20 protein-coding genes are annotated in these 18,931 nt (G+C 36.9%); 8 read left to right on the top strand and 12 right to left on the bottom strand.

The genetic code is table 11. The annotated features are described in order from the left end of the window. Nucleotides 1–34 precede the first annotated feature (34 nt). The 5 genes from HEQ36_RS20945 to HEQ36_RS20925 all read right to left on the bottom strand — a co-directional run bounded on the left by HEQ36_RS20945 (nucleotide 35) and on the right by HEQ36_RS20925 (nucleotide 5,018). Nucleotides 35–640, bottom strand: coding sequence for a hypothetical protein (locus HEQ36_RS20945; RefSeq protein ID WP_168636065.1), 606 nt, complete (start codon nucleotides 638–640; stop codon nucleotides 35–37). Beyond that, entirely contained in the window at nucleotides 637–2,052 is a 1,416-nt protein-coding gene (locus HEQ36_RS20940; protein WP_168636066.1) for an AAA family ATPase, read from the bottom strand. The genes HEQ36_RS20945 and HEQ36_RS20940 overlap by 4 nt, the downstream gene beginning before the upstream one ends. Nucleotides 2,053–2,338: 286 nt before the next feature. After that, a complete protein-coding gene (locus HEQ36_RS20935; RefSeq protein WP_168636067.1) occupies nucleotides 2,339–3,334 on the bottom strand; it encodes a bifunctional riboflavin kinase/FAD synthetase in 996 nt (331 codons plus the stop codon). A 146-nt stretch (nucleotides 3,335–3,480) separates the two neighbouring features. Beyond that, complete coding sequence (gene rsmG, locus HEQ36_RS20930; RefSeq protein WP_053541247.1) at nucleotides 3,481–4,215, bottom strand: 16S rRNA (guanine(527)-N(7))-methyltransferase RsmG; 735 nt, start codon at nucleotides 4,213–4,215, stop codon at nucleotides 3,481–3,483. A gap of 143 nt (nucleotides 4,216–4,358) precedes the next feature. Next, the gene (locus tag HEQ36_RS20925) at nucleotides 4,359–5,018 is read right to left on the bottom strand and encodes an ABC transporter ATP-binding protein (RefSeq protein WP_053538965.1); all 660 of its coding nucleotides are present in this window, start codon (nucleotides 5,016–5,018) and stop codon (nucleotides 4,359–4,361) included. 216 nt (nucleotides 5,019–5,234) lie between these two features. Between HEQ36_RS20925 and HEQ36_RS20920 the strand changes: the two genes are divergently transcribed. From HEQ36_RS20920 to HEQ36_RS20910, 3 genes are read left to right on the top strand one after another with little or no spacing between them, the layout of a single operon-like run. After that, nucleotides 5,235–6,158, top strand: coding sequence for a Sll0314/Alr1548 family TPR repeat-containing protein (locus HEQ36_RS20920; protein WP_053538964.1), 924 nt, complete (start codon nucleotides 5,235–5,237; stop codon nucleotides 6,156–6,158). Between the two features lie 59 nt (nucleotides 6,159–6,217). Continuing rightward, the gene (locus HEQ36_RS20915; RefSeq protein WP_027400912.1) at nucleotides 6,218–6,670 is read left to right on the top strand and encodes a DUF3531 family protein; all 453 of its coding nucleotides are present in this window, start codon (nucleotides 6,218–6,220) and stop codon (nucleotides 6,668–6,670) included. Between the two features lie 8 nt (nucleotides 6,671–6,678). Further along, nucleotides 6,679–7,110: an NUDIX domain-containing protein gene (locus HEQ36_RS20910; protein ID WP_053538962.1), complete on the top strand. Its 432-nt coding sequence runs from the start codon at nucleotides 6,679–6,681 to the stop codon at nucleotides 7,108–7,110. A 164-nt stretch (nucleotides 7,111–7,274) separates the two neighbouring features. On the opposite strand, the gene HEQ36_RS20905 is transcribed toward HEQ36_RS20910, so the two are convergent. From HEQ36_RS20905 to HEQ36_RS20895, 3 genes are all read right to left on the bottom strand, one after another. Next, nucleotides 7,275–7,553 carry a cupin domain-containing protein gene (locus tag HEQ36_RS20905; RefSeq protein WP_168636068.1) on the bottom strand — a complete coding sequence of 93 codons (279 nt, stop codon included), beginning with the start codon at nucleotides 7,551–7,553 and terminating at the stop codon, nucleotides 7,275–7,277. Between the two features lie 9 nt (nucleotides 7,554–7,562). Beyond that, complete coding sequence (locus tag HEQ36_RS20900; protein ID WP_053538960.1) at nucleotides 7,563–7,901, bottom strand: Mo-dependent nitrogenase C-terminal domain-containing protein; 339 nt, start codon at nucleotides 7,899–7,901, stop codon at nucleotides 7,563–7,565. A 501-nt stretch (nucleotides 7,902–8,402) separates the two neighbouring features. Beyond that, nucleotides 8,403–9,215 carry an HAD family hydrolase gene (locus HEQ36_RS20895; protein ID WP_168636069.1) on the bottom strand — a complete coding sequence of 271 codons (813 nt, stop codon included), beginning with the start codon at nucleotides 9,213–9,215 and terminating at the stop codon, nucleotides 8,403–8,405. Between the two features lie 105 nt (nucleotides 9,216–9,320). On the opposite strand from HEQ36_RS20895, the gene HEQ36_RS20890 reads away from it, so the two are divergent. Next, a complete protein-coding gene (locus HEQ36_RS20890) occupies nucleotides 9,321–10,109 on the top strand; it encodes a hypothetical protein (RefSeq protein WP_168636070.1) in 789 nt (262 codons plus the stop codon). 130 nt (nucleotides 10,110–10,239) lie between these two features. Here HEQ36_RS20890 and HEQ36_RS20885 read toward each other — a convergent pair whose 3' ends face one another. The 3 genes from HEQ36_RS20885 to HEQ36_RS20875 all read right to left on the bottom strand — a co-directional run bounded on the left by HEQ36_RS20885 (nucleotide 10,240) and on the right by HEQ36_RS20875 (nucleotide 13,813). Beyond that, on the bottom strand, nucleotides 10,240–10,956 hold the full coding sequence (locus HEQ36_RS20885) for a DevA family ABC transporter ATP-binding protein (RefSeq protein ID WP_027400919.1): 717 nt from the start codon (nucleotides 10,954–10,956) through the stop codon (nucleotides 10,240–10,242). A gap of 214 nt (nucleotides 10,957–11,170) precedes the next feature. Further along, on the bottom strand, nucleotides 11,171–12,325 hold the full coding sequence (gene devC, locus HEQ36_RS20880; RefSeq protein ID WP_039203688.1) for an ABC transporter permease DevC: 1,155 nt from the start codon (nucleotides 12,323–12,325) through the stop codon (nucleotides 11,171–11,173). A gap of 69 nt (nucleotides 12,326–12,394) precedes the next feature. After that, a complete protein-coding gene (locus tag HEQ36_RS20875) occupies nucleotides 12,395–13,813 on the bottom strand; it encodes an HlyD family efflux transporter periplasmic adaptor subunit (protein WP_053538958.1) in 1,419 nt (472 codons plus the stop codon). An 865-nt stretch (nucleotides 13,814–14,678) separates the two neighbouring features. On the opposite strand from HEQ36_RS20875, the gene HEQ36_RS20870 reads away from it, so the two are divergent. The 4 genes from HEQ36_RS20870 to HEQ36_RS20855 all read left to right on the top strand — a co-directional run bounded on the left by HEQ36_RS20870 (nucleotide 14,679) and on the right by HEQ36_RS20855 (nucleotide 17,451). Next, nucleotides 14,679–15,368, top strand: coding sequence for an ATP-dependent Clp protease proteolytic subunit (locus HEQ36_RS20870; RefSeq protein WP_039202028.1), 690 nt, complete (start codon nucleotides 14,679–14,681; stop codon nucleotides 15,366–15,368). Between the two features lie 39 nt (nucleotides 15,369–15,407). After that, nucleotides 15,408–16,061 (top strand): ATP-dependent Clp protease proteolytic subunit, encoded by a 654-nt coding sequence (locus HEQ36_RS20865; RefSeq protein WP_168636071.1) that lies wholly within the window; start codon nucleotides 15,408–15,410, stop codon nucleotides 16,059–16,061. 86 nt (nucleotides 16,062–16,147) lie between these two features. Next, on the top strand, nucleotides 16,148–16,741 hold the full coding sequence (locus HEQ36_RS20860) for an ATP-dependent Clp protease proteolytic subunit (protein WP_027400925.1): 594 nt from the start codon (nucleotides 16,148–16,150) through the stop codon (nucleotides 16,739–16,741). Between the two features lie 104 nt (nucleotides 16,742–16,845). Continuing rightward, on the top strand, nucleotides 16,846–17,451 hold the full coding sequence (locus HEQ36_RS20855; RefSeq protein ID WP_168636072.1) for a J domain-containing protein: 606 nt from the start codon (nucleotides 16,846–16,848) through the stop codon (nucleotides 17,449–17,451). A gap of 75 nt (nucleotides 17,452–17,526) precedes the next feature. Here the strand turns inward: HEQ36_RS20855 and HEQ36_RS20850 are convergent, their stop codons facing one another. Next, nucleotides 17,527–18,858, bottom strand: a complete 1,332-nt coding sequence (locus HEQ36_RS20850; protein ID WP_168636073.1) for a Rieske 2Fe-2S domain-containing protein — start codon at nucleotides 18,856–18,858, stop codon at nucleotides 17,527–17,529. Nucleotides 18,859–18,931: the final 73 nt, after the last annotated feature.

Here is an 18,931-nt window from a genome sequence, read left to right as displayed (position 1 = left end):
TTTTTGGAACTGGTTTTACTTTTAAATATATTATTTATTTACAAATTTTATTCTTTATTTGAAAAAGATCAGTTTGATAGTCTTCTAAAAATTCGGTCATCAATCCTCCCCAAGTTGCGCTAAATTTTGGATAAAATTCAGGAGTACAAACATAAGCTTCTTTATTTAAACCTGCGTAGTTTTTTGATAATTTATAATTAAACCAACTAATAGTAGCTTTTAATTGGTCAGTAGCACCTTTAGTGTTACTTCTTATAGCTCTTTCTTGTTCACTTATTGCATCCAATTTAAACTCTACAAAACAAAAATCATTTTCATCAAACAACACAAAATCGCAACGTTGAGCAACCTTTCTTAAAAGTCCTTTTTTTCCATCAATAGGGATAAAGCCAACCATTTTCGCATTACTTATATTAAATAATTTAGTGCTATCAAAATCGGTTATAACAGTCTCATTACCATTGAAATTAATAGTAAATGTATTATCATCAAACTGAATATTGATAATAATAAAAGATTGTCGTCCGTAGTCTTTCAAATCTATCACTGAGAACTCTGATCTCATTTCAATTTCCAGAACATCGGAAAATTTATCAAAAGCATTTGCTAGAAGTTCTTTAATATCCTCAAATTTACTCATTTTCTTTTGAAAGTTTTAGCGTGAATACTGTACAAAGCTTGAAAATCACCACCCAAAATTTCGGAAACCGTATCTAAATAATTTTGTTGAATAGTACCTTTTTCTTGATTAAAAATAGGTTCGCAGTAATTAGTATCTTCACCAACAGATTGATTTCCCAAAGAATAAGCAGAAAAATCTTTAGCACTTAACCAGGAATCTTGGGGAATTATTTGTGCTACTTCTGATTCTGTTGACGGATTTTTTTCAACTACTCTATTTGCGAAGAGTAAATTATTAAAAACTGTGAGAACATAGGGACTATGGGTTGTTATAATTAGTTGGTTATCATCATTTTGATTTATCATTAAAGCTAATAACTCAATCAATTGCTTTTGAGCAATAGGGAATAAATGAGCTTCTGGCTCTTCCAAGATTCTTAATACTTTTGTATTATCAAGAATATTTAGAAAGATATCTTGTAAAATTCTTATAGATTCTTGTTGTCCTGATGAAGTATTAGAAAGCTTAACATATTCTTCTGTTTCCCTGTTAAATACTATTTTCTCTCCCCAATTATCAATTCTGTATTCACCTTTGAGTATTTCATCTATTCGTTTTTTAATATCATATAATTTTTGTTTGAGATTTTCATCATCTTCATAACTTTCAATTACCCCTTCAAAATTACCATTGCCAATTTTTTTAAATTTACCTTTAATTATATCAACTTTTTCCATAAATTTTAGCATTAATGTTTCATCTATTGTTTGTTGCTTACCTGCAAATTTCTTCTTGCTATTTTTCTCTAAAAGACTGCTAACATCTGCAAACAATAATTTTTCAAATAAGTCAGAATAACTTACTGTTGCATTCCTACCAGCGATTACAAATAATGAATCTTCATGATACATTTGAAATGATTCATTCAATAGTTTAGAAAGCCTTTGAGCGTATTTAATTTTATTTTGCTCATAAGTCAATTGTTCATAAATATCATTTGTATTTAAACTCTGCTGAAAAAGTTTTTTAATTGCAGTTGCGGAAGTTCTAAAATTCTCATTTAATAAATTATCACTAAATCGAGAATCTAGTCTTTTCTTATCATTAAGACTTAATTTTAGATATTTGTCATTCTCTACACTATAATAAAATTTTATTTCAAAATTAGGTAAGTGCAATGTAGAACCAAAAAAATCATAAAACTTTTCTCTTATTGGAAATATAAGATCAGAAGTAATATCAAAATAATCCTTCTGCGTATCCTGATATATTTGGCTAAATAAATCATCCCTTAGTGATTTAAAAAAATAAATCAATTTAGCAATAGTGCTTTTACCACTAGCTTGTTCACCAATCAAAACTAATATTTTCTTGACTTCAATTTCTGCATATTGAATCGGACCGAAATTTTCGATGATTATTTTTTGCATAGGTAAATGTGATTTTTTTATGATTAGACAATAATAGAAATACTTTTTGGGAAGTTATACCTCCCATGATATTTCATATTACAGAAGTAGTGTTTCCTGTGTAGATGCGCTTCTTACCTTTCTCATTACAGCAATTTTAATTTACTTGTACCACACTCTTGTTTTTATATTACTTTCTTCCTTTGCAACTTTGCGCCTTTGCGCCTTTGCGTGAGACTTTAAAATGTGGTTTATTTACCTAAAAATCGCTGTAATGTTGAGATTACCATTGAAAATTCCCCCAATATTAACAACTAAAAATTTCTTTAGCTGTTGTACAATCAAGTTGAATTTGGTTTTTCAGCGCTTCTAAGGAAGGAAATTTCTGTTCGGGACGCAAAAATTTGACTAGTTGTACTAGCAAATTTTTTCCATACAAATCACCAGACCAATTTAATAAATGTACTTCTACACAGGTATCTATACCATTAACTGTGGGACGGTTGCCAATATTCATAACTCCAAAATGCTGAGTGGGAGATTTGTCTGGAGTTTCGTGGATAATCGCCTCAATAGCGTAAACACCATGACGGGGTAAAAATTTGTCTTTTGGTAGTTGAATGTTGGCGGTAGGAAAACCGATAGTTCTCCCTAATTTTTGACCTGTTACTACTTCACCTATGAGAGTGTAAGGTCTTCCCAAAAGCCGATTTGCTTTGGGAATATCACCTACTTCCAAACTTTCTCGGATTAATGAGGTACTGATGCGAGCATCATCTGTTGCTGGCAAAATATCTGTATCAGTTTTTATAGGAACTATTGTTACGGGTATGTTGTATTTCGCCGCGATCGCTTGCAAGTCTTGAGCAGTACCCATCCGTTTTTTGCCGAAACAAAAGTCTTGTCCCACGCTAATTTGTTGACATTGCAGTTGTTGAACTAGGATTTTATCAACAAATTCTTCGGGAGAAAGGGCAGATAGTTCTCTATCAAAGGGTAATAATACCAATTGTTCTACTCCAAGCGATCGCAATTGTGCAACTTTTTCATCTAGTGGTGTTAACAAATCACGGGGAAGTCCAGTAAAAAACTCTTGGGGATGGGGATCAAATGTAACAACTGTTGAGTAGGGGCGGACTGGATTCTCCTCACCCCATGCTGACTGCAATACTGGCTGAATCACTCTTTGATGACCAAGATGAACACCATCAAATTTGCCAAGAGCAACAGCAGTTGGTGTCAGCAGTTCTTCTGTCGAAGAAGCAACCCGTACAGAACACCCATTTTGAGACAAATTTAACACTTGGATTTTGGGATTTTAGGTTTATTTTCGCTATCAGCGTTTAGCTACTGTTGAACCTTTGGTTCAGCCATTTATAACGATGTTGACGCTCTCGCGCTGTTAGATATCTAATCACCAATCTAATCTAAAATCGAGAAGTCCGTTGATTAAATTGGTTTTTGGTTAGGTATACCAACCCCACGGGGAAAACTAATTGGTGTGCTGGATACTTTTCGCAAATAAAGACAATGACGAATACTATTACTCAAGGGAGTGGAAAATTCCTCAATTAATTCAATGACTCCACCTAATTGCTCAACAGCAGCCTCTAAACTTTCATTTTCTGCTTGAGTCCAAGTACCGCGATAAATTACCGCCAAACCGCCTTTTCTCACCAAAGGTAAGGAATATTCCGCACAAGCAGAAACATTACTCACAGCCCGGATTACAGCCAGATCATACTGTTGTCGGTGTTGAATTTGTTGACCAATTTCTTCCACTCTACTCAGTAAAGTTTTGGTATTACTTAGAGTAAGTGCTGATAAAACTGTCTCGATAAAGGTAATTTTCTTACCCGTAGAATCTAAAAGTGTAACTTGAGAATTAGGAAAAATCAGGGAAATGGGGATACCAGGAAAACCCGCACCCGTACCAATATCAATTATCCGCTTACCCTTTTCAATCCCAGGAATAAATACTTGTTTAGGTGCAATTCCCCGTAAAGAATCCCAAAGATGTTTTTCCCAAAATTCATCAGGTTCAGTAATGCGAGTTAAATTCAGTTGACGATTTCCAGCAATAATTAATTGATAAAGTTGTTGAAATTGATTTTTTTGCAAAACTGTTGGTTGCCAGTTCAGAGTTTTTTGCCATATTTCCGCCATTTCTGGCAAATTAGCTATTGGTAAGGATTCTAAATTCATTGGTTAAAATTAATTTTTTTAAGTTATTTTGGCGTTACTGATTAAGGGTATGAATTCATCCCTCCTTATCTGTGTTCATCTGCGTTCATCTGCGTTCAATTACTCTTAAAATTAATTTAGTCTCAAGCAGATTTTACCTCTTCTCCCTGACTCCTGACTCCTGATTTTAAAACCCCATGATCTAATGTCCAACAATAATCAGCTATTGGTAACATATCACCTGCATCATGTGTTACAACTAACAGTGTCCAATCTTTTTTCAGTTTGGCTAGTAGATTTATCAGTTGGCGACGCATTGACCAATCTAAACCCGCTGTAGGCTCATCTAATAATAATAAATTTGGTTGGCGAATCAATTGTACCGCTAAAGCCAAACGTCGCTGTTGTCCACCGCTTAAAGCATGAGGTGATGCAGATAAGGATAAATGATCTAATCCGACTTCTGTTAATGCTTGTTTAACCTGTTCTGTTCCCAGTTCAGGATGTCCTAAGCGTAATTCTTCTAAAATTGTCCCCCCGCAGAAATGGCGTTCTGGAAATTGAAATACTAAACCTGCTAATTGTTGTAATTGTTCAGCTATGAGTCCCTGTTCTCGCCAAAAAACCCCACCAGCAGTAGGGTCAGCCAATCCAGATAAAATTTCTAATAAGGTGCTTTTACCCGAACCGCTAGGACCAATAATTAAACCTAGTTTCTGGGGTGGTAATTCTAAATTTATAGCTTGGAGAATGGCTTTTGGGCAGGCTGTGGGATGATAAGTTAGATTTCTAAGATAGAGCATTTGTGTAAATTACCAAGTTATACTCAAAACGGCTTGATTGTTTGATTCTAAACCCCTACACATCTGGGTTCTTTGTCATTTGGCAAAAATTTAAATCTCACCCGTGTTTAGTATATGAAAATTTTTGGCGGAAATAGACTAATTTATAATTCACTATTTTGGCATTTTAGGTAATAGATACAACAATTTCAACCGTAATTATTCAGAAAGGCTATTATGTTTAAACAGGTTTTAATTCCTCAATTAAGGATATTTTGGCGATCGCCTACTTTATTAAGTGTGACTGTGACTACTTCCATCCTTTTGAATATGTTGGTAAATCCCTCCTTTGCGGGTGATCCCTTTCGGGGTCGAGAATCGCGTAAAATTGGCGATCGCACAGAAGCCGCTTTTCATGCTATTTTTCAACAAGGAAATTATCCCACAGCCAAAGATGCTTTACAAAAAGCCGCCTCTAGCGAACCCAATGAACCTCTAATTTACGCCATTCAGGCTTCTTTAGCATATCAAAATCAAGATAGTGCTAGTTTAGAAAAATACAGCAGCAAAACTCTAGAAACTGGACAAAATCTGATCGCCAGTGATCCATTGCGTGGTAACTTATATACTGCGGTTGGTCATTTTTTGACAGGGGCGGTAATTTTGAATCGAGAAGGAACTGTAAATGGTGTCCCCCAAGCTTTAAGTCGGTTGCGGAAAGTCTATACCTATCTTGACAGAGCCGAAGAGATTTCTGCCAATGATCCAGAGTTAAACTTGATTCGCGGCTATATGGATTTAATGTTAGCTGTGAATTTACCTTTTACTAGTCCAGATCAAGTAATTGAAAGATTGGAAAAAAATGCTGCTCCTAATTATTTAGTAAATAGAGGTATTGCTTTAGCTTATCGAGATTTGAAACAATACTCCCAAGCTTTAGATTATGTCAACCGCGCCTTAAAAACAACTGCTGACAACCCAGAAATTTACTATCTTAAAGCCCAAATTCTCCATGAAAAGGGGAAAGCGGAAAAAAGCCAGAATTTAATTAAGGAAGCAATAACTTATTTTGACAAAGCATTAGCCAAAAAATCCCAACTTCCTGCTAATTTAGTCAAACAAATTGAACATGAACGCAATCAGGCTTTTAGTAGTCAGTAGTCAGTAGTCAGTTGTTATAAAATTCTGATTCTACCAATTACCCATTACCCATTACAAAAATGCAAATTCAATTCCGCGAGTTTAATCCTTTTGATGTTTGGATTTGGTTTAAGTTCAGCAATGTTCCCTCCCAAAGGGAAAAACAATATGTAGAAGAAGTATTCAATTCCTGGTTTTATCTAGGTAAATTAGGGGGATTTAATGCTGAAAATTTGCAAATCCAAGACACAGGACTTGATATCAGCTATATGGACTATGATACCAAAGGCTATGATAAAAGTTTAATGGCTTTGATGCACAACATGGGTGAATTTGAATACGAAGGAGAATGGGGTCGTTGTTGGTTTGATTTAGGTACAAGTGATGCGATCGCCTTAGATATTCTCATCAACGCCCTCACTCAACTAACTGAAGAATACGTCACTATTGAAGAACTATACATTGGTGGCGAAAATCCAGATTGGTCTACAGAAGATAGTGAAAGTCGTCCCTCTTCCATTTACGATAATTAATTGTATTTATGAATAAAGAAGGTCAAATTCGGGTGATTGTTTTAGCACTCATCCGAGATGGTAATAGAATATTTGTTTCTGAAGGATTTGATTCGACAAAACAATCAACATTCTATCGGGCTTTAGGTGGTGGCGTAGAATTTGGCGAAACTAGCCGCATAGCCTTAGCTAGAGAATTTCAAGAAGAAATTCAAGCCGAATTAACAAATATTCGCTATTTAACTTGTATTGAAAACTTATTTACCTTTGACGGTAGACAAGGACATGAAATCATTCAACTCTATGAATGTGACTTTGCTGATTCCAAGTTTTATCAAATCGAAAGTTTAACTTTTGCAGAAACACCAGAACGTCAACATCGCGCATTGTGGGTAGATATTTCTCGGTTTAAATCTGGTGAATTAAGATTAGTTCCTGAAGTCTTTTTTGATTATTTGTAAACTTAGATCCCCGACTTCTTTTTTATCTTGTCACTAAATAATAAATTAAGTTGAGAAGTCGGGGATCTTAATCACTCAAGATTGCTATATTAAAACTAAAGGTAAATACAGGAAGTTAATTATGACTTTACAATTAGCAAAACCACACCTTAACATTTTTCGTCTCAATGTTTCTCAATACCATAATGTTTTCTTACGTCCCTGGTAACTTCCCATGTACAAGACATCCCAGCGGGAAAAGTTACTAAGTCTCCCTTACCCATTTGTACCGCTTGTCCTCCATCAGGAGTGACAATAGCATTACCTGCTAAAAAGTAGCAAGTTTCTTGATCATCGTAAGTCCAGGAAAATTTAGATATTTCCTTTTCCCAAATTGGCCAGTTGAATACATCTAACTCATTAAGATGTGCAAGATTTGGTTGATGTACGACTTTAATTTCCATGAGTTGTATTTAACAATAAGATTGGATGTCTTCTCCACACTTATCTACTAAATAACATAATGCGCGAAAACGCAAGCCGACAAACTGCTCATACAGTGGGTTGAGTTTGCACATAGGCGGAATGTGAGCAATTTTCCGACCAAAAACCACGATATCACGCGCAAAGGGACATTGGGCAGGAATTAATTTAGCAATTAATCTAGCAACTTGAGGATTATCAATTTCAATTTCGTCGAACCATTGACGAATTTTTTGCAATAAATCAAACTTATTTTTAACTGAATGGGTTTCTTTGATAGGGTTCACAAAACTAGAGAGAATCATTGGTTGACTATTTGTTTTTAGCATGATGGTAAGTCCTATGTAGATGAGATTGATAAAATTTTGCCAATGTGGCAATTTGCACAACAAATTATCTGGGAAATTTTCACTGAACTTAAAGAACGGTAAAGTAGTTGAACTAATTTTTATTTAAACTGGCTTTGTGTTGAAGAACTGTTCAGTTGAATACAAAATAACAAAGAAAATATAAAAATGGTATAGCCTTAGCTTATGGATTTCTGATATTGAATATAGTAATTTTATATATAAAATCCCCATGAATGGTTGAGAAACGGCACAGTAATTCCAGGGAGAATTGCTAGAAACACTGATGTATCTACCTTTCTCCTCTAGCTGGACTGCATAACCATTAGGAGATGATGACATTAATTTTAGGTGATAGCAGATTCAGAAAAAAGTCGTGGAGGTTACTTTCTCGCAGGGAACAGGGAATAAGGAATTTTCTTCTTCTGACTCCTGACTCGGTGACTGGGCGCAGGCCCTGCGCCCCTACATCTGACAGCGCCCCTACCGCTGACAGTTTTCTAGAATATAACTACACAATTCGCAAAAACCATCTCCTTCCGCTGCTGTAGTTATATATGTAGGTTGATGTTGTAACTGATTTTCATAGCCGCGTATATTTGCCACACCTACGGAAATAGGAAAATAACGCTGGTTAAACAAACTTTCATCATTGGGACTGTCACCAACAGTGATCACCTGTTCGGGGAAGTAGGTGGGAAAATATTGACGTAGAACTTTTAATAAACCGACAGCTTTATTTTGTCCTGGGGGTTGAATATGACACTGAACGTTGCTGTAAGTAAATCCCCAACCCATCTGTTGACAAAGATTACCTATTTTTTGTAATTCGTCAGTTGTCAGTGAGGTAAGATCGAAAGTCCAGTCTGTGACTCGAAATAAATTATCAGCGGATTCTTGAATTTGTGGAAAATAAGTTTGTAAGTTAACAAAAGTTTTGGCTAAATCTTGACGATGGTTAACTAGGTCAGGAATATGGGTGAGTGTGACTGGATCAGAATTATCTGATGGATAAAATAAACCACCATTTTCGGCTATCGCACCGGCTATGGGCATTAAACTACTGATAGCGCTTACCCATCCAGCAGACCTTCCAGTAACAATCAAGACCGGAATTTTAGCTGTGGATAGCCTCTCCAAAGTATTTAGTAATTGAGATGTAAATTTGCCATTTTTAGTGAGTGTCCCATCCATATCTGTTGCCAGTAGGTAAATATGATATGAATGCGTAGATATATCAGACAACTGCTGTATATTAATAAGATGCTTATCCAAGTCCCTAATAGGTTTGTACATATGATATTACCAAGAAAATGTAAAAAATATTTATACCACAGCAACCTACTAAGTAAGATTTGGGTATTATAAATATCAGTAGTTAATAATTTCAGGTTGTAAATTATGGTTAGTACGATTTTTCTGGCTCAATCTTCTGGATCTAAGACAACAAAGACAAATAAAGTCTCACCTGTTATCCACGAGTCTCAGAGTTTACCTCTACCATTGCTACTATTTGCGGGTGGAGGAATGGTTTTAGTGCTGGTTGCTGTGATTGCCTATGGCAGAATCCTCCTTCAAAGGGGTGATAAAAAACTTAAATTTGAACAATTCCGCACGCGAGAATTAGAGAAAAAGTTGAAGTTGGCTTTGGAAACTATTCGCAAAATGGAGACTAATCCAGATTTAGTTCACTCACGAGAATTTAACCTAGATTATCTGCGGATGCGAATGTCAGAGGAGATATTCCATTTTGCTCTAGTTAATCAAATTAAAATCAAAGTTAAAGATAAGATTTCTCTATCACTGCGTCCTAGCCAAGCTAACCAAGGATCTGTGGGGATTTCTAGTAGCACAGGTAGGCAGGTAGATGAAACGTTTGATGTCGAGTATGAAACTGGTGTAGCGCCCAACATTGTCAAGCGGGTGCTGTTTCGAGCGCAAATTCGGTTAGTGAAGTTACCAACTCAAGCTACTTCTTCTACCATTACTCAAATCATTAATTGTATAGAGACATACCTTAGCCCCAGGGAAGATGACGATACTTGGCAACCTACTATTCAAGGTCGGATTGTTTATATACACTGGGATCAAAAGGCTAAACCGACTCCGTTGCTGGTACTAGAACAGTCAAATGAGGGGGTAAATGTGACATTTAGAACTAGCCGTCAAACTCCTCCGACGAAACAATAGTAGTTAGTAGATTTATCTGATGCAGTTACGATTCAGAAATAATCACCACTTTAAATTACTAACAAATATCGAAAAATTCAAAACAGAGACAGACTTTTGGTTAGCAAAATATAAGGCGTATTTAACCAAATTACGAGTTATGCTTAGAAGGAATATTTTGAGCATCACGAGTAAGAAGACCATCTTCCATTTCCACAATGCGATCAGCAATATCTAAGATCCGGTTGTCGTGAGTTACTAATAGGATGGCGGTTCCCTGTTCTTTGGCTAGACGCTGCATGATTTCTACTACATCACGTCCTGATTGTTTGTCTAATGCGGCTGTTGGTTCATCGGCTAAGACTAGGGGAGGATGATTGACTAAGGCGCGAGCGATCGCTATTCTTTGTTTTTGTCCACCAGATAAATTATCTGGATAGTAGTTAACCCGTTCTTGCAAACCTACAGATGCCAGCATTTCCTCTGACTGAGAAATAGCCGTTGATTGGGAAATACTATTATTTAATTCCACAGCCATTTGCACATTTTGCCGAGCCGTTAAAAAACCCAATAAATTATGAGCTTGGAAAATATAACCAATCTTACGTCTCATGTGTACCAGTTTGTTTTGACTAGCACCACACAATTCATCACCTAAAAATTTTAAACTTCCCTCTTGTACCGACCTTAACCCACCAATCAAACTTAATAAAGTCGTTTTCCCTGAACCAGATGGTCCAGTCATAATCACAATTTCTCCGGCATATATTTCCAAACTAATATCAAATAGAATCTGTTTTCTCAGCGATCCTTTACCGTAGTAGTGATTGATATTTTTAATAGATATTACAGGTTCTTTGTTGATCATAATAAAAGGATTTAGGAGTTCAGGAGTTCGGGGCGCAGGGACTGCGCCTATTCAGGAGTATGGCTAACACCACGCTGCGATATCAGGAGTATGGCTAACACCACGCTGCGATATCAGGAGGTAGGGGCGCAGGGCCTGCGCCCATTCAGGAGTTCAGGAAAAAGAAGGAAGAATAAATATTGTTTTTCCCAATGACCAATGACCAATAACTAATCTAAAAAATATCGGCTGGATCGGCAGAGCTTAATTTCCGAATAGCAATCATCCCGGAAATAAAACACATTAAAATAGTTAACATGATTACCATAATGGCGCGATTATAACTCATAAATATAGGCAAAAGTGTAGCATCTCTAGCAACATTATAAAGAACAAGAGCGCAGCCAAATCCAGGTAAATAACCAACAACAGCTAATAAAAAAGCCTCTTGAAGAATCACAGTTAGTAAATAATTTTGAGTGTAGCCTATAGCTTTGAGCGTAGCATATTCAGATAAATGATCATTGACTTCTGTATACAAAATCTGATAAACAATTACAGTTCCTACAATAAAACCCATAATTGTTCCCAAGGTAAAAATAAAGCCAATAGCCGTACTACTTGCCCAATAATTTCTTTCAAATTCAATAAATTCTTCCTTAGTTAAAACATTAATATCTGTAGGTAAATAACTTCGCAATTCTTGAGCTACCACGATGGGATCAGCCCCAGGTTTTAACTTAATAATACCAATATCAATTAATCCCCGTTGACGGTTATTAAAAATTCGCAAAAAGTTAACATCACTGGTAATTAAATTTCCATCTGCACCAAAAGATGCCCCTAATGTAAATAATCCACCCACCTGAACTTTTCTTCTGCGTACTTCTGCTGTGACAACTTTTCCGGCATTAAAACTATCAGCGATCGGACCATACTCTACCCTAGAAGAACGGTCATATAAAACCACATCAGGCAGTTTAAGTTTATTTAAGTTTTCCTCAACTCCGGGTAAATCAAAAAGATTAACTTCTGGATTCATGCCAAAAATTAAGATACTGCGAGGACGACCTGTAACAGGATTTCTCCAGCTTGTATAGTCTAAATATATAGGATGTACTGATTGAACTGTGGGCAAATCTAACGCCTTATATAAACGCCGTTGGGAAAAGGTTTTCATAGCCAAAACAGCATTAGATTGACTGTTAATTAAAACCACATCGCCAACTAGACTACTGTGCATTCTGACGTTACTGTAATAGAGTGCATCTCGGAAACCTAGCTGCATGAACATTAAAATATCAGCAAAGGCAATACCTGACAAAGCTACGGCTAGGCGAGTTTTTTCTCTTGTCAGTTGTAGCCAAGATAAAGGTATTTTTACTGCCATTTTCTAAATCTTTTGATCTGGATACTAATTAAGTAGTTGAACATGAATATTTGGCATAGAAATATGATGTTAATTCTCATTAATTTCTACGGTGACTTTAGCGTTAGTTAAACCAGAAACTTGCTTAGTAAATTCTGGAGATAGGGCAATTTTCACTTCTACAACTCTGGCATCAATGTCTGCGGCTGGATCATTATTTAAGACATCTTTTTTGCCAATTTTTCTACCAATTGATGTGATTCTGCCTTTTAATTGACCGTTAAATGCGCCGTTGTCACTAGAGATAGTAGCAGTTTGACCTAAACGGACTTTATTAATACTATCTTCAGGAACTTCTGCAACTACGAACATCTGATCTGTTTGTCCGATTTCCGCAATTCCATTTGCTCCCATGATTTCCCCGGATTTGGTATGAATTTTTAATATTTCACCAGAACTAGGAGCTTTAACATAGCTTTGCTGAAGTTCTACTTGAGCTTTTCTCATTAAAGCAATGGCATTAGTAACTTGTGCTTGGGCTACTTGAACATTTAATGGACTAACTACTAATATTCTGCTCAATCTTTCTCTTTCTTCGTCTATTTGTCTTTGTAAAGTGGAGACAGTTTTGTTGCGGTTGGCTGTGGCTTCAATTAACTGCTGTTGTAAAGTGGCTAGGGTTTTAATTTGATTAGCTCTAGCTTCGGAAACTTGCTGTTGGATGGTATCTATTGCCCGTTTTAAACTAGCTTGACTTTCGATTAACTGTTGATTTGTAGTTAATGCACTTAAGCGGCGGCGATCGCGCTCTTGCTGAGAAATAGCACCTTGTTTGTATAAAAATTCATAGCGCCCATAATCTACTTGAGCATTTCTTTGTTCGGCTCTAATCCGCTCCATATTAGCCTTCAATGAATTTCTTTGTCCCATTAGTTCCGCTTCCAAACGGTTGACTGTAGCTTGTTGGGCAACCTTCTCACCACTTAACTGGGCAGCAATTCGGCTAATTGTTGCCTGTTGAGCCTCTTTTTCCCCCGCTAATTGGGCTTGTAACCGAGAAATAATGAATCTTTGAGCTTGAGCATCTCTGGGTGGACCAGCACTAACTTGGGCTAAATTTGCACGGGATTCTTGCAATTTAGCTTTGGCTTCTTCTACTACTGCCATACTAGTGTCGCGGCTATCTAAAATTGCCACAACCTGTCCTTGCTGTACTCGTTGTCCTTCTCTGACTAAAAGTTGCTGTACTCGTGAACTCCCTGATAAACCCGCTGGAGCAGAAAGTTTAACTACTTCTCCTCTTGGTTCTAAGCGTCCTATGGCAGTAATACTATTAGGAACTGGGGCTACAGATACAGTAGAAGTCAGTTTTTTTAATTGTTCCATTCTCGCTGTAGCTAAGAACCCAGCAGCTATAGCTACTGGCAAAGCTACGGCAATACTCAACCAAATTTTCGGCTGCTCAAGTGCCTTTTCTGGGGATTTTGATTTTTCATTCACCCTTGACATGATATTTAACCTATTTATCTGAATTATGGTGATGAAACTAAAAAAGTAAATTAGCTGTAATTAAAATCCACAGCAAACTTTATGTAAGACTTACACCTTTTGGGGCTTTTGTTTTGGCAAGTTTATAATTATTGTTGGGTATGATTAACCTTGCATAAACTACACTCTGTGATTATTCAGGTGTATTATCTTGACATGAAAATTTCTGTCTCAAAGCAACCTGGGATACAATAATTGGTAGATTTAATAAATCATTAGTAGTTGAGATTTCACATCTTATTTTTTAGAAGATGTGGGAAACTTCAAAAGTTAGAGTTTACAAGAGAAAATAAAACTTTTGAGTAAATAGGTAAGAATTTTAACAATTAATAATTACTAATTATCAGCCGAAACCAGACAACTAGGAATTTTAGTGATTAACGTTATTTTTCCTCCCAGAAGTCTCAGTGGTGATAACTTCATCTAAATTCTACATTTATCAGTTGAGGGAAAACGTAACGCATTTTACAGATAAGGTAATAGCAATTGGGAGCATCTTAGGACATCATGGCGTAAATAGGTTATTTTTTCTCAAAAAGAACAATAAATGGGGATAGATGGGTGTATAAATGGGGATGACTGGGTGTATAAATGGGGATGACTGGGCGTATAAATGGGGATTGATGGGCGTATAAATGGGGATTGATGGGCGCAGGCCCTGCGCCCCTACTTTCTGACTTTTTTGGGATAGACTGTATTTTTTTTTGGCGGGACTCACTAAAATCTAGCTTTTTTAACTATCAGGGAGAAATCCGCACCCTAAATTGGGTGAGCATCGCGCTAGGATGTAATACATTAACGGCATAATCTCAGATCATCAGTTGCTATGGAAAATTCCCCCATCAAGTCAGTTCAGGCTTCTTACTACGGCGATAGTTCCTACCGGACACCGCCACCAGATTTAGCTTCTCTACTTTTAAAAGAACGAATTGTCTATCTGGGAATGCCTTTAGTTTCAGCAGATGAATACAAACGGCAAATGGGCGTTGATGTAACCAAGCTAATTATTGCTCAGTTGCTTTATCTGAAATTTGACAATCCAGACAAGCCAATCTTCTTTTACATCAATTCAACGGGTACATCTTGGTATACAGGAGATGCGATCGGCTACGAAACGGAAGCTTTTGCTATCTGTGATACTATTAACTATATCAAAACACCCGTACATACAATTTGCATTGGTCAGGCATTGGGAACAGCAGCACTGATTCTATCTGCCGGAACTAAGGGTCAGCGAGCTAGTTTACCTCATGCCACTATTGTCCTGAATCAACCTCGCAGTGGTACTAGAGGTCAAGCAACAGATATTCAAATTTACGCCAAGGAAGTCTTAGCAAACAAAACGGCTATCTTGGATATTTTCTCTCAAAACACTGGACAGTCTCCTGAAAAGATTGCCAAGGACACTGAGCGGATGTTTTATTTGACTCCCCAACAAGCCAAGGAATACGGATTGATTGATCGCGTTCTCGAAAGCATGAAGGATCTGCCGAAACCTTTACCAATGATTGCTTAAGTTGGTTCTCATCATCTCTAATTTCTTCTAATTATCCCTATGGCTGTTGATTCATCACTAAAAGTTCCTTATAACATTCCTGGTGGTAACCAGTGGCAGTGGGTCAGTATTGATCAACGGATGGCGCAGGAGCGGATTCTCTTCTTGAATCGTCCACTGGATACGACTCTGGCTAATTCCCTGATATCTGCCATGCTGTATCTGGAGTCCGAGGATCAGAGTAAGCCAATCTATCTTTATATCAATTCTTTGGGTGATCCTGTGCTGGCTGGTATGGATGAAAGTTTGGGAATGATGTCAATTAGGGCTTGTTTGTCAGTTTATGACACAATCCAGTACATCAAGTCAGAAATTATTACTATCTGTTTGGGTCAAGCAGTGGGTATGGCAGCATTGATTCTATCATCTGGGGCGAAGGGAAAAAGATTCAGTCTACCTCATGCCAATATTGCTCTGACTCAGTCTAGTGTCGCTACTCAGGGTCAAGCAACAGATATTCAAGTGAATGCGGAAGAGGTGTTGCAGAAAGAAAAGATAATTTTTGATATTTTTTCCCAAAATACGGGACAGACAGCCGAAAAAATCTCGAAAGATAGTCAACGTATTTTCTATATGACTCCCCAGGAAGCGAAGGAATACGGAATAATTGATCGGGTGCTAGAAAGTACCAAGAATTTGCCAAGCTCTATTTGAGTTTGCTCTCTATTTTGGATTCTGGCTTCTCAACTTTGACGGAAATTCTCCAGTTCTATTTTCATAGTCTTCACTAAAATTGTCCTATGCCTATTGGTATTCCCAAAGTTCCTTATCGTCTCCCAGGTAGCACCTATGAACAATGGATCGATCTCGAAGATCGTCTATTTCGGGAGCGCATTATTTTTTTGACGGAGGAAGTAGATGATGGTATCGCTAATGCGATTGTCGCTTATTTGCTCTATTTAGATTCCGATGATCAAACTAAGCCAATTTATTTGTATATCAATTCTCCCGGTGGTTCGGTGACTGCGGGATTGGCGATTTACGATACTATGCAACACATTAAGTCTGAGGTGGTGACAATTTGTGTCGGTTTAGCTGCTTCTATGGGATCTTTTCTGTTGGCTGCGGGGACAAAGGGGAAGCGGATGGCTTTGCCTCACTCCCGAATTATGATTCATCAACCTTCAGGTGGAACTCGTGGCCAGGCAAGCGATATCGCCATTGAGGCTAGGGAGATTTTACGGCTTCGTCACCAGTTAAATCAAATTTATGTTGATAATACTGGTCAATCTTTAGAGAAAATCGAGAAAGACATGAATCGTGACTTTTTTATGTCTGCTCAGGAAGCTAAGGAATACGGTTTAATTGATCGTGTGATTGAAGAACGTATTTAAATAGGGGAAAATAATTCAAAATTCAAGATGTAAAATTCAAAAGCATGAATTACTCATTTTGAATTTTTAGTTTTGAATTTTGAATTTAAGTCAAATGAAGCAACATGGATCTTGAAGATTATTATCGGATATTGGGTTTAAGGTCGGGAGTTTCTTTTGCTGATGTGAAAGCGTCCTATCGCCGATTGGTTCAGCAATATCATCCTGATATCAACCCAAATGATCTCAAAGCAAAAGATAAGTTTATTGCGGTGACTGAGGCTTATAAGTTTCTGCAAACGGTTTTACCACCGGAGGAAATTAAGCCTCGGACTAGTGAGGTAAAAACTGATGTTTCTAGTGCTAGAGAAGTGCAAACTCAACCAGCAGCACCGAAAGCAACGGTTATATCTCATCCACCCAATTTAGAGGATATAGAACAACGGTTAAAGTGGAAGACTTATGAGCAGTTACAGCGATTTTTACAGGAAAGACGTTTTCCCCAGGCGATCGCTCTAGCAGAGGCTTTAATGGCGCGTTTACCAGCAGATGCGGAGGTGCGTCAATGGTTAGCGATCGCTTATCAAATCTGGGGACGAGTGTTAATTACGGAAAAACAACTCCCAAAAGCCAGAATTTATCTGAAAAAAGCCTTAAAAACTGACCCATACAATAAAGCTTTATGGAATGAAGTTCAGCAGGATTTTCAACGTTTGGAATTGAAACTTTAGTAATGGGTAATGGGTGATTGGTAATTGATAGTTGGCAAGAGTTTATTATTGATTCATACTTTATTTTTGAATTGTTTATTTCTCTGCGTGGATGTAATCTACAAAGTAGAATTTAGGAATGAATGAAAATTTCAACCACGCAGAAATTTCTACTCCTAAAAGTGCGGTAATTATTAATGGTAAACCTAGCTGTAACCGCCAATCATCAGGTAATACAGCCACTCCAGATATAACAATTACAAAATATGCTAAAAGTCCTATTTGCAACCTTTCTAAATTTTTAACTGCGGTTCGACAACTACTACAATGCTGAGTATGTTGTTTATATCTATCGAGAACTTCAGCCCGATTTTCATTAATAGTTGTAGGTTCACTACCATTAATTCCTATTTCTTGCCAAGGTAATTTACTTTGACAATATTTATCAAACCAATTGCGAAATTCAATTACTAATCTATCAGCATTTGTGGGTAATTTATAAGCTGTTTTCCAACTTTGGGTTAATTGTTTTTGTTGTAAATAGTATTCTTGTTGTTGGAGAAAAATCATATCTCCATCTAATACTAGATGTCTCTCATTAATATGATTCCACCAACGGGGGATAATCCGATGTAGGGTTTTAGCAAAGTTGCGGGGAAATTGAGCAACAATTCTCGATTTACCAGGAGATACGGGAATACAATAAACAACTAAACCTAGTTTCTTTCCTGTATTACCAAGACTAATTGCATATTCTAATCTACAAGGTGGTTCAAATGTAATTGTTGTGGGTAAACCTCTCGCAATATCTACTTCAATTAAATCCATGGTTGATTTGACTATATTAAGAGGTATAGGTTGAGCTTTTTCTCTGTTACCTTGGACTCCATGATGAGCAAAAGGGACATGACTAGGATCTGCTACATTTTCTACTAATGTTTGCCAATCATACTCTAAATCACGGAAATAATTAGACCAAACAAATCCTTTCTCTGCGTCTATTTGGGGTGATAATGGTAAAGGTGTATTTTCTGCTATTGCGGCTGTTTTTTCATCTGGCCATACCCAAAGTAGTTCCTGTTGTTGACGGACTGGAAAGGAAACAACACAAAAATTTTCTTTATTTTTGGCAATAATTTCTGGGTTTTCTGCTTGGGGAACGCGCTGACAAATGCCATTTTCATTAAATTCCCAACCGTGATAACTACACATTAAGTTACCTGTTTTATCTTCGATTCTACCTTCGCTTAATGGTGCGAGACGGTGGGGACATTGATCTAAAAATACCCGATAGGTTTTTGATTGAGTAGGTTTCCAAATTACTAATCTTTTCCCTAATAACGTCATGGACTTAGGTTTTTGTGATTCTAAATCTTCTGTGGGGATGAGAGGATACCAGTGTTGAAGAAAATTAAATTCAGTTTGCATATTGCTTTTAAGTGATAAAACAAGTACACTACTGATAGTATACTGTGACAATAATTTTAATTTCTCGAACTAT

This window comes from Anabaena sp. 54, assembly GCF_017355725.1.
Classification (GTDB): domain Bacteria; phylum Cyanobacteriota; class Cyanobacteriia; order Cyanobacteriales; family Nostocaceae; genus Dolichospermum; species Dolichospermum heterosporum.
The sequence above is the reverse complement of the archived record's forward strand: the minus strand, read 5'-3'. Positions and strand labels throughout refer to the sequence as shown.

What these genes read in the sequence shown, in the direction of transcription:
- HEQ36_RS20945 (WP_168636065.1), bottom strand. Translation starts at nt 640, where the DNA reads ATGAGTAAATTTGAGGATATTAAAGAACTTCTAGCAAATGCTTTTGAT.
- HEQ36_RS20940 (WP_168636066.1), bottom strand. Translation starts at nt 2,052, where the DNA reads ATGCAAAAAATAATCATCGAAAATTTCGGTCCGATTCAATATGCAGAA.
- HEQ36_RS20925 (WP_053538965.1), bottom strand. Translation starts at nt 5,018, where the DNA reads ATGCTCTATCTTAGAAATCTAACTTATCATCCCACAGCCTGCCCAAAA.
- HEQ36_RS20920 (WP_053538964.1), top strand. Translation starts at nt 5,235, where the DNA reads ATGTTTAAACAGGTTTTAATTCCTCAATTAAGGATATTTTGGCGATCG.
- HEQ36_RS20915 (WP_027400912.1), top strand. Translation starts at nt 6,218, where the DNA reads ATGCAAATTCAATTCCGCGAGTTTAATCCTTTTGATGTTTGGATTTGG.
- HEQ36_RS20910 (WP_053538962.1), top strand. Translation starts at nt 6,679, where the DNA reads ATGAATAAAGAAGGTCAAATTCGGGTGATTGTTTTAGCACTCATCCGA.
- HEQ36_RS20905 (WP_168636068.1), bottom strand. Translation starts at nt 7,553, where the DNA reads ATGGAAATTAAAGTCGTACATCAACCAAATCTTGCACATCTTAATGAG.
- HEQ36_RS20900 (WP_053538960.1), bottom strand. Translation starts at nt 7,901, where the DNA reads ATGCTAAAAACAAATAGTCAACCAATGATTCTCTCTAGTTTTGTGAAC.
- HEQ36_RS20895 (WP_168636069.1), bottom strand. Translation starts at nt 9,215, where the DNA reads ATGTACAAACCTATTAGGGACTTGGATAAGCATCTTATTAATATACAG.
- HEQ36_RS20890 (WP_168636070.1), top strand. Translation starts at nt 9,321, where the DNA reads ATGGTTAGTACGATTTTTCTGGCTCAATCTTCTGGATCTAAGACAACA.
- HEQ36_RS20885 (WP_027400919.1), bottom strand. Translation starts at nt 10,956, where the DNA reads ATGATCAACAAAGAACCTGTAATATCTATTAAAAATATCAATCACTAC.
- devC (WP_039203688.1), bottom strand. Translation starts at nt 12,325, where the DNA reads ATGGCAGTAAAAATACCTTTATCTTGGCTACAACTGACAAGAGAAAAA.
- HEQ36_RS20875 (WP_053538958.1), bottom strand. Translation starts at nt 13,813, where the DNA reads ATGTCAAGGGTGAATGAAAAATCAAAATCCCCAGAAAAGGCACTTGAG.
- HEQ36_RS20870 (WP_039202028.1), top strand. Translation starts at nt 14,679, where the DNA reads ATGGAAAATTCCCCCATCAAGTCAGTTCAGGCTTCTTACTACGGCGAT.
- HEQ36_RS20865 (WP_168636071.1), top strand. Translation starts at nt 15,408, where the DNA reads ATGGCTGTTGATTCATCACTAAAAGTTCCTTATAACATTCCTGGTGGT.
- HEQ36_RS20860 (WP_027400925.1), top strand. Translation starts at nt 16,148, where the DNA reads ATGCCTATTGGTATTCCCAAAGTTCCTTATCGTCTCCCAGGTAGCACC.
- HEQ36_RS20855 (WP_168636072.1), top strand. Translation starts at nt 16,846, where the DNA reads ATGGATCTTGAAGATTATTATCGGATATTGGGTTTAAGGTCGGGAGTT.
- HEQ36_RS20850 (WP_168636073.1), bottom strand. Translation starts at nt 18,858, where the DNA reads ATGCAAACTGAATTTAATTTTCTTCAACACTGGTATCCTCTCATCCCC.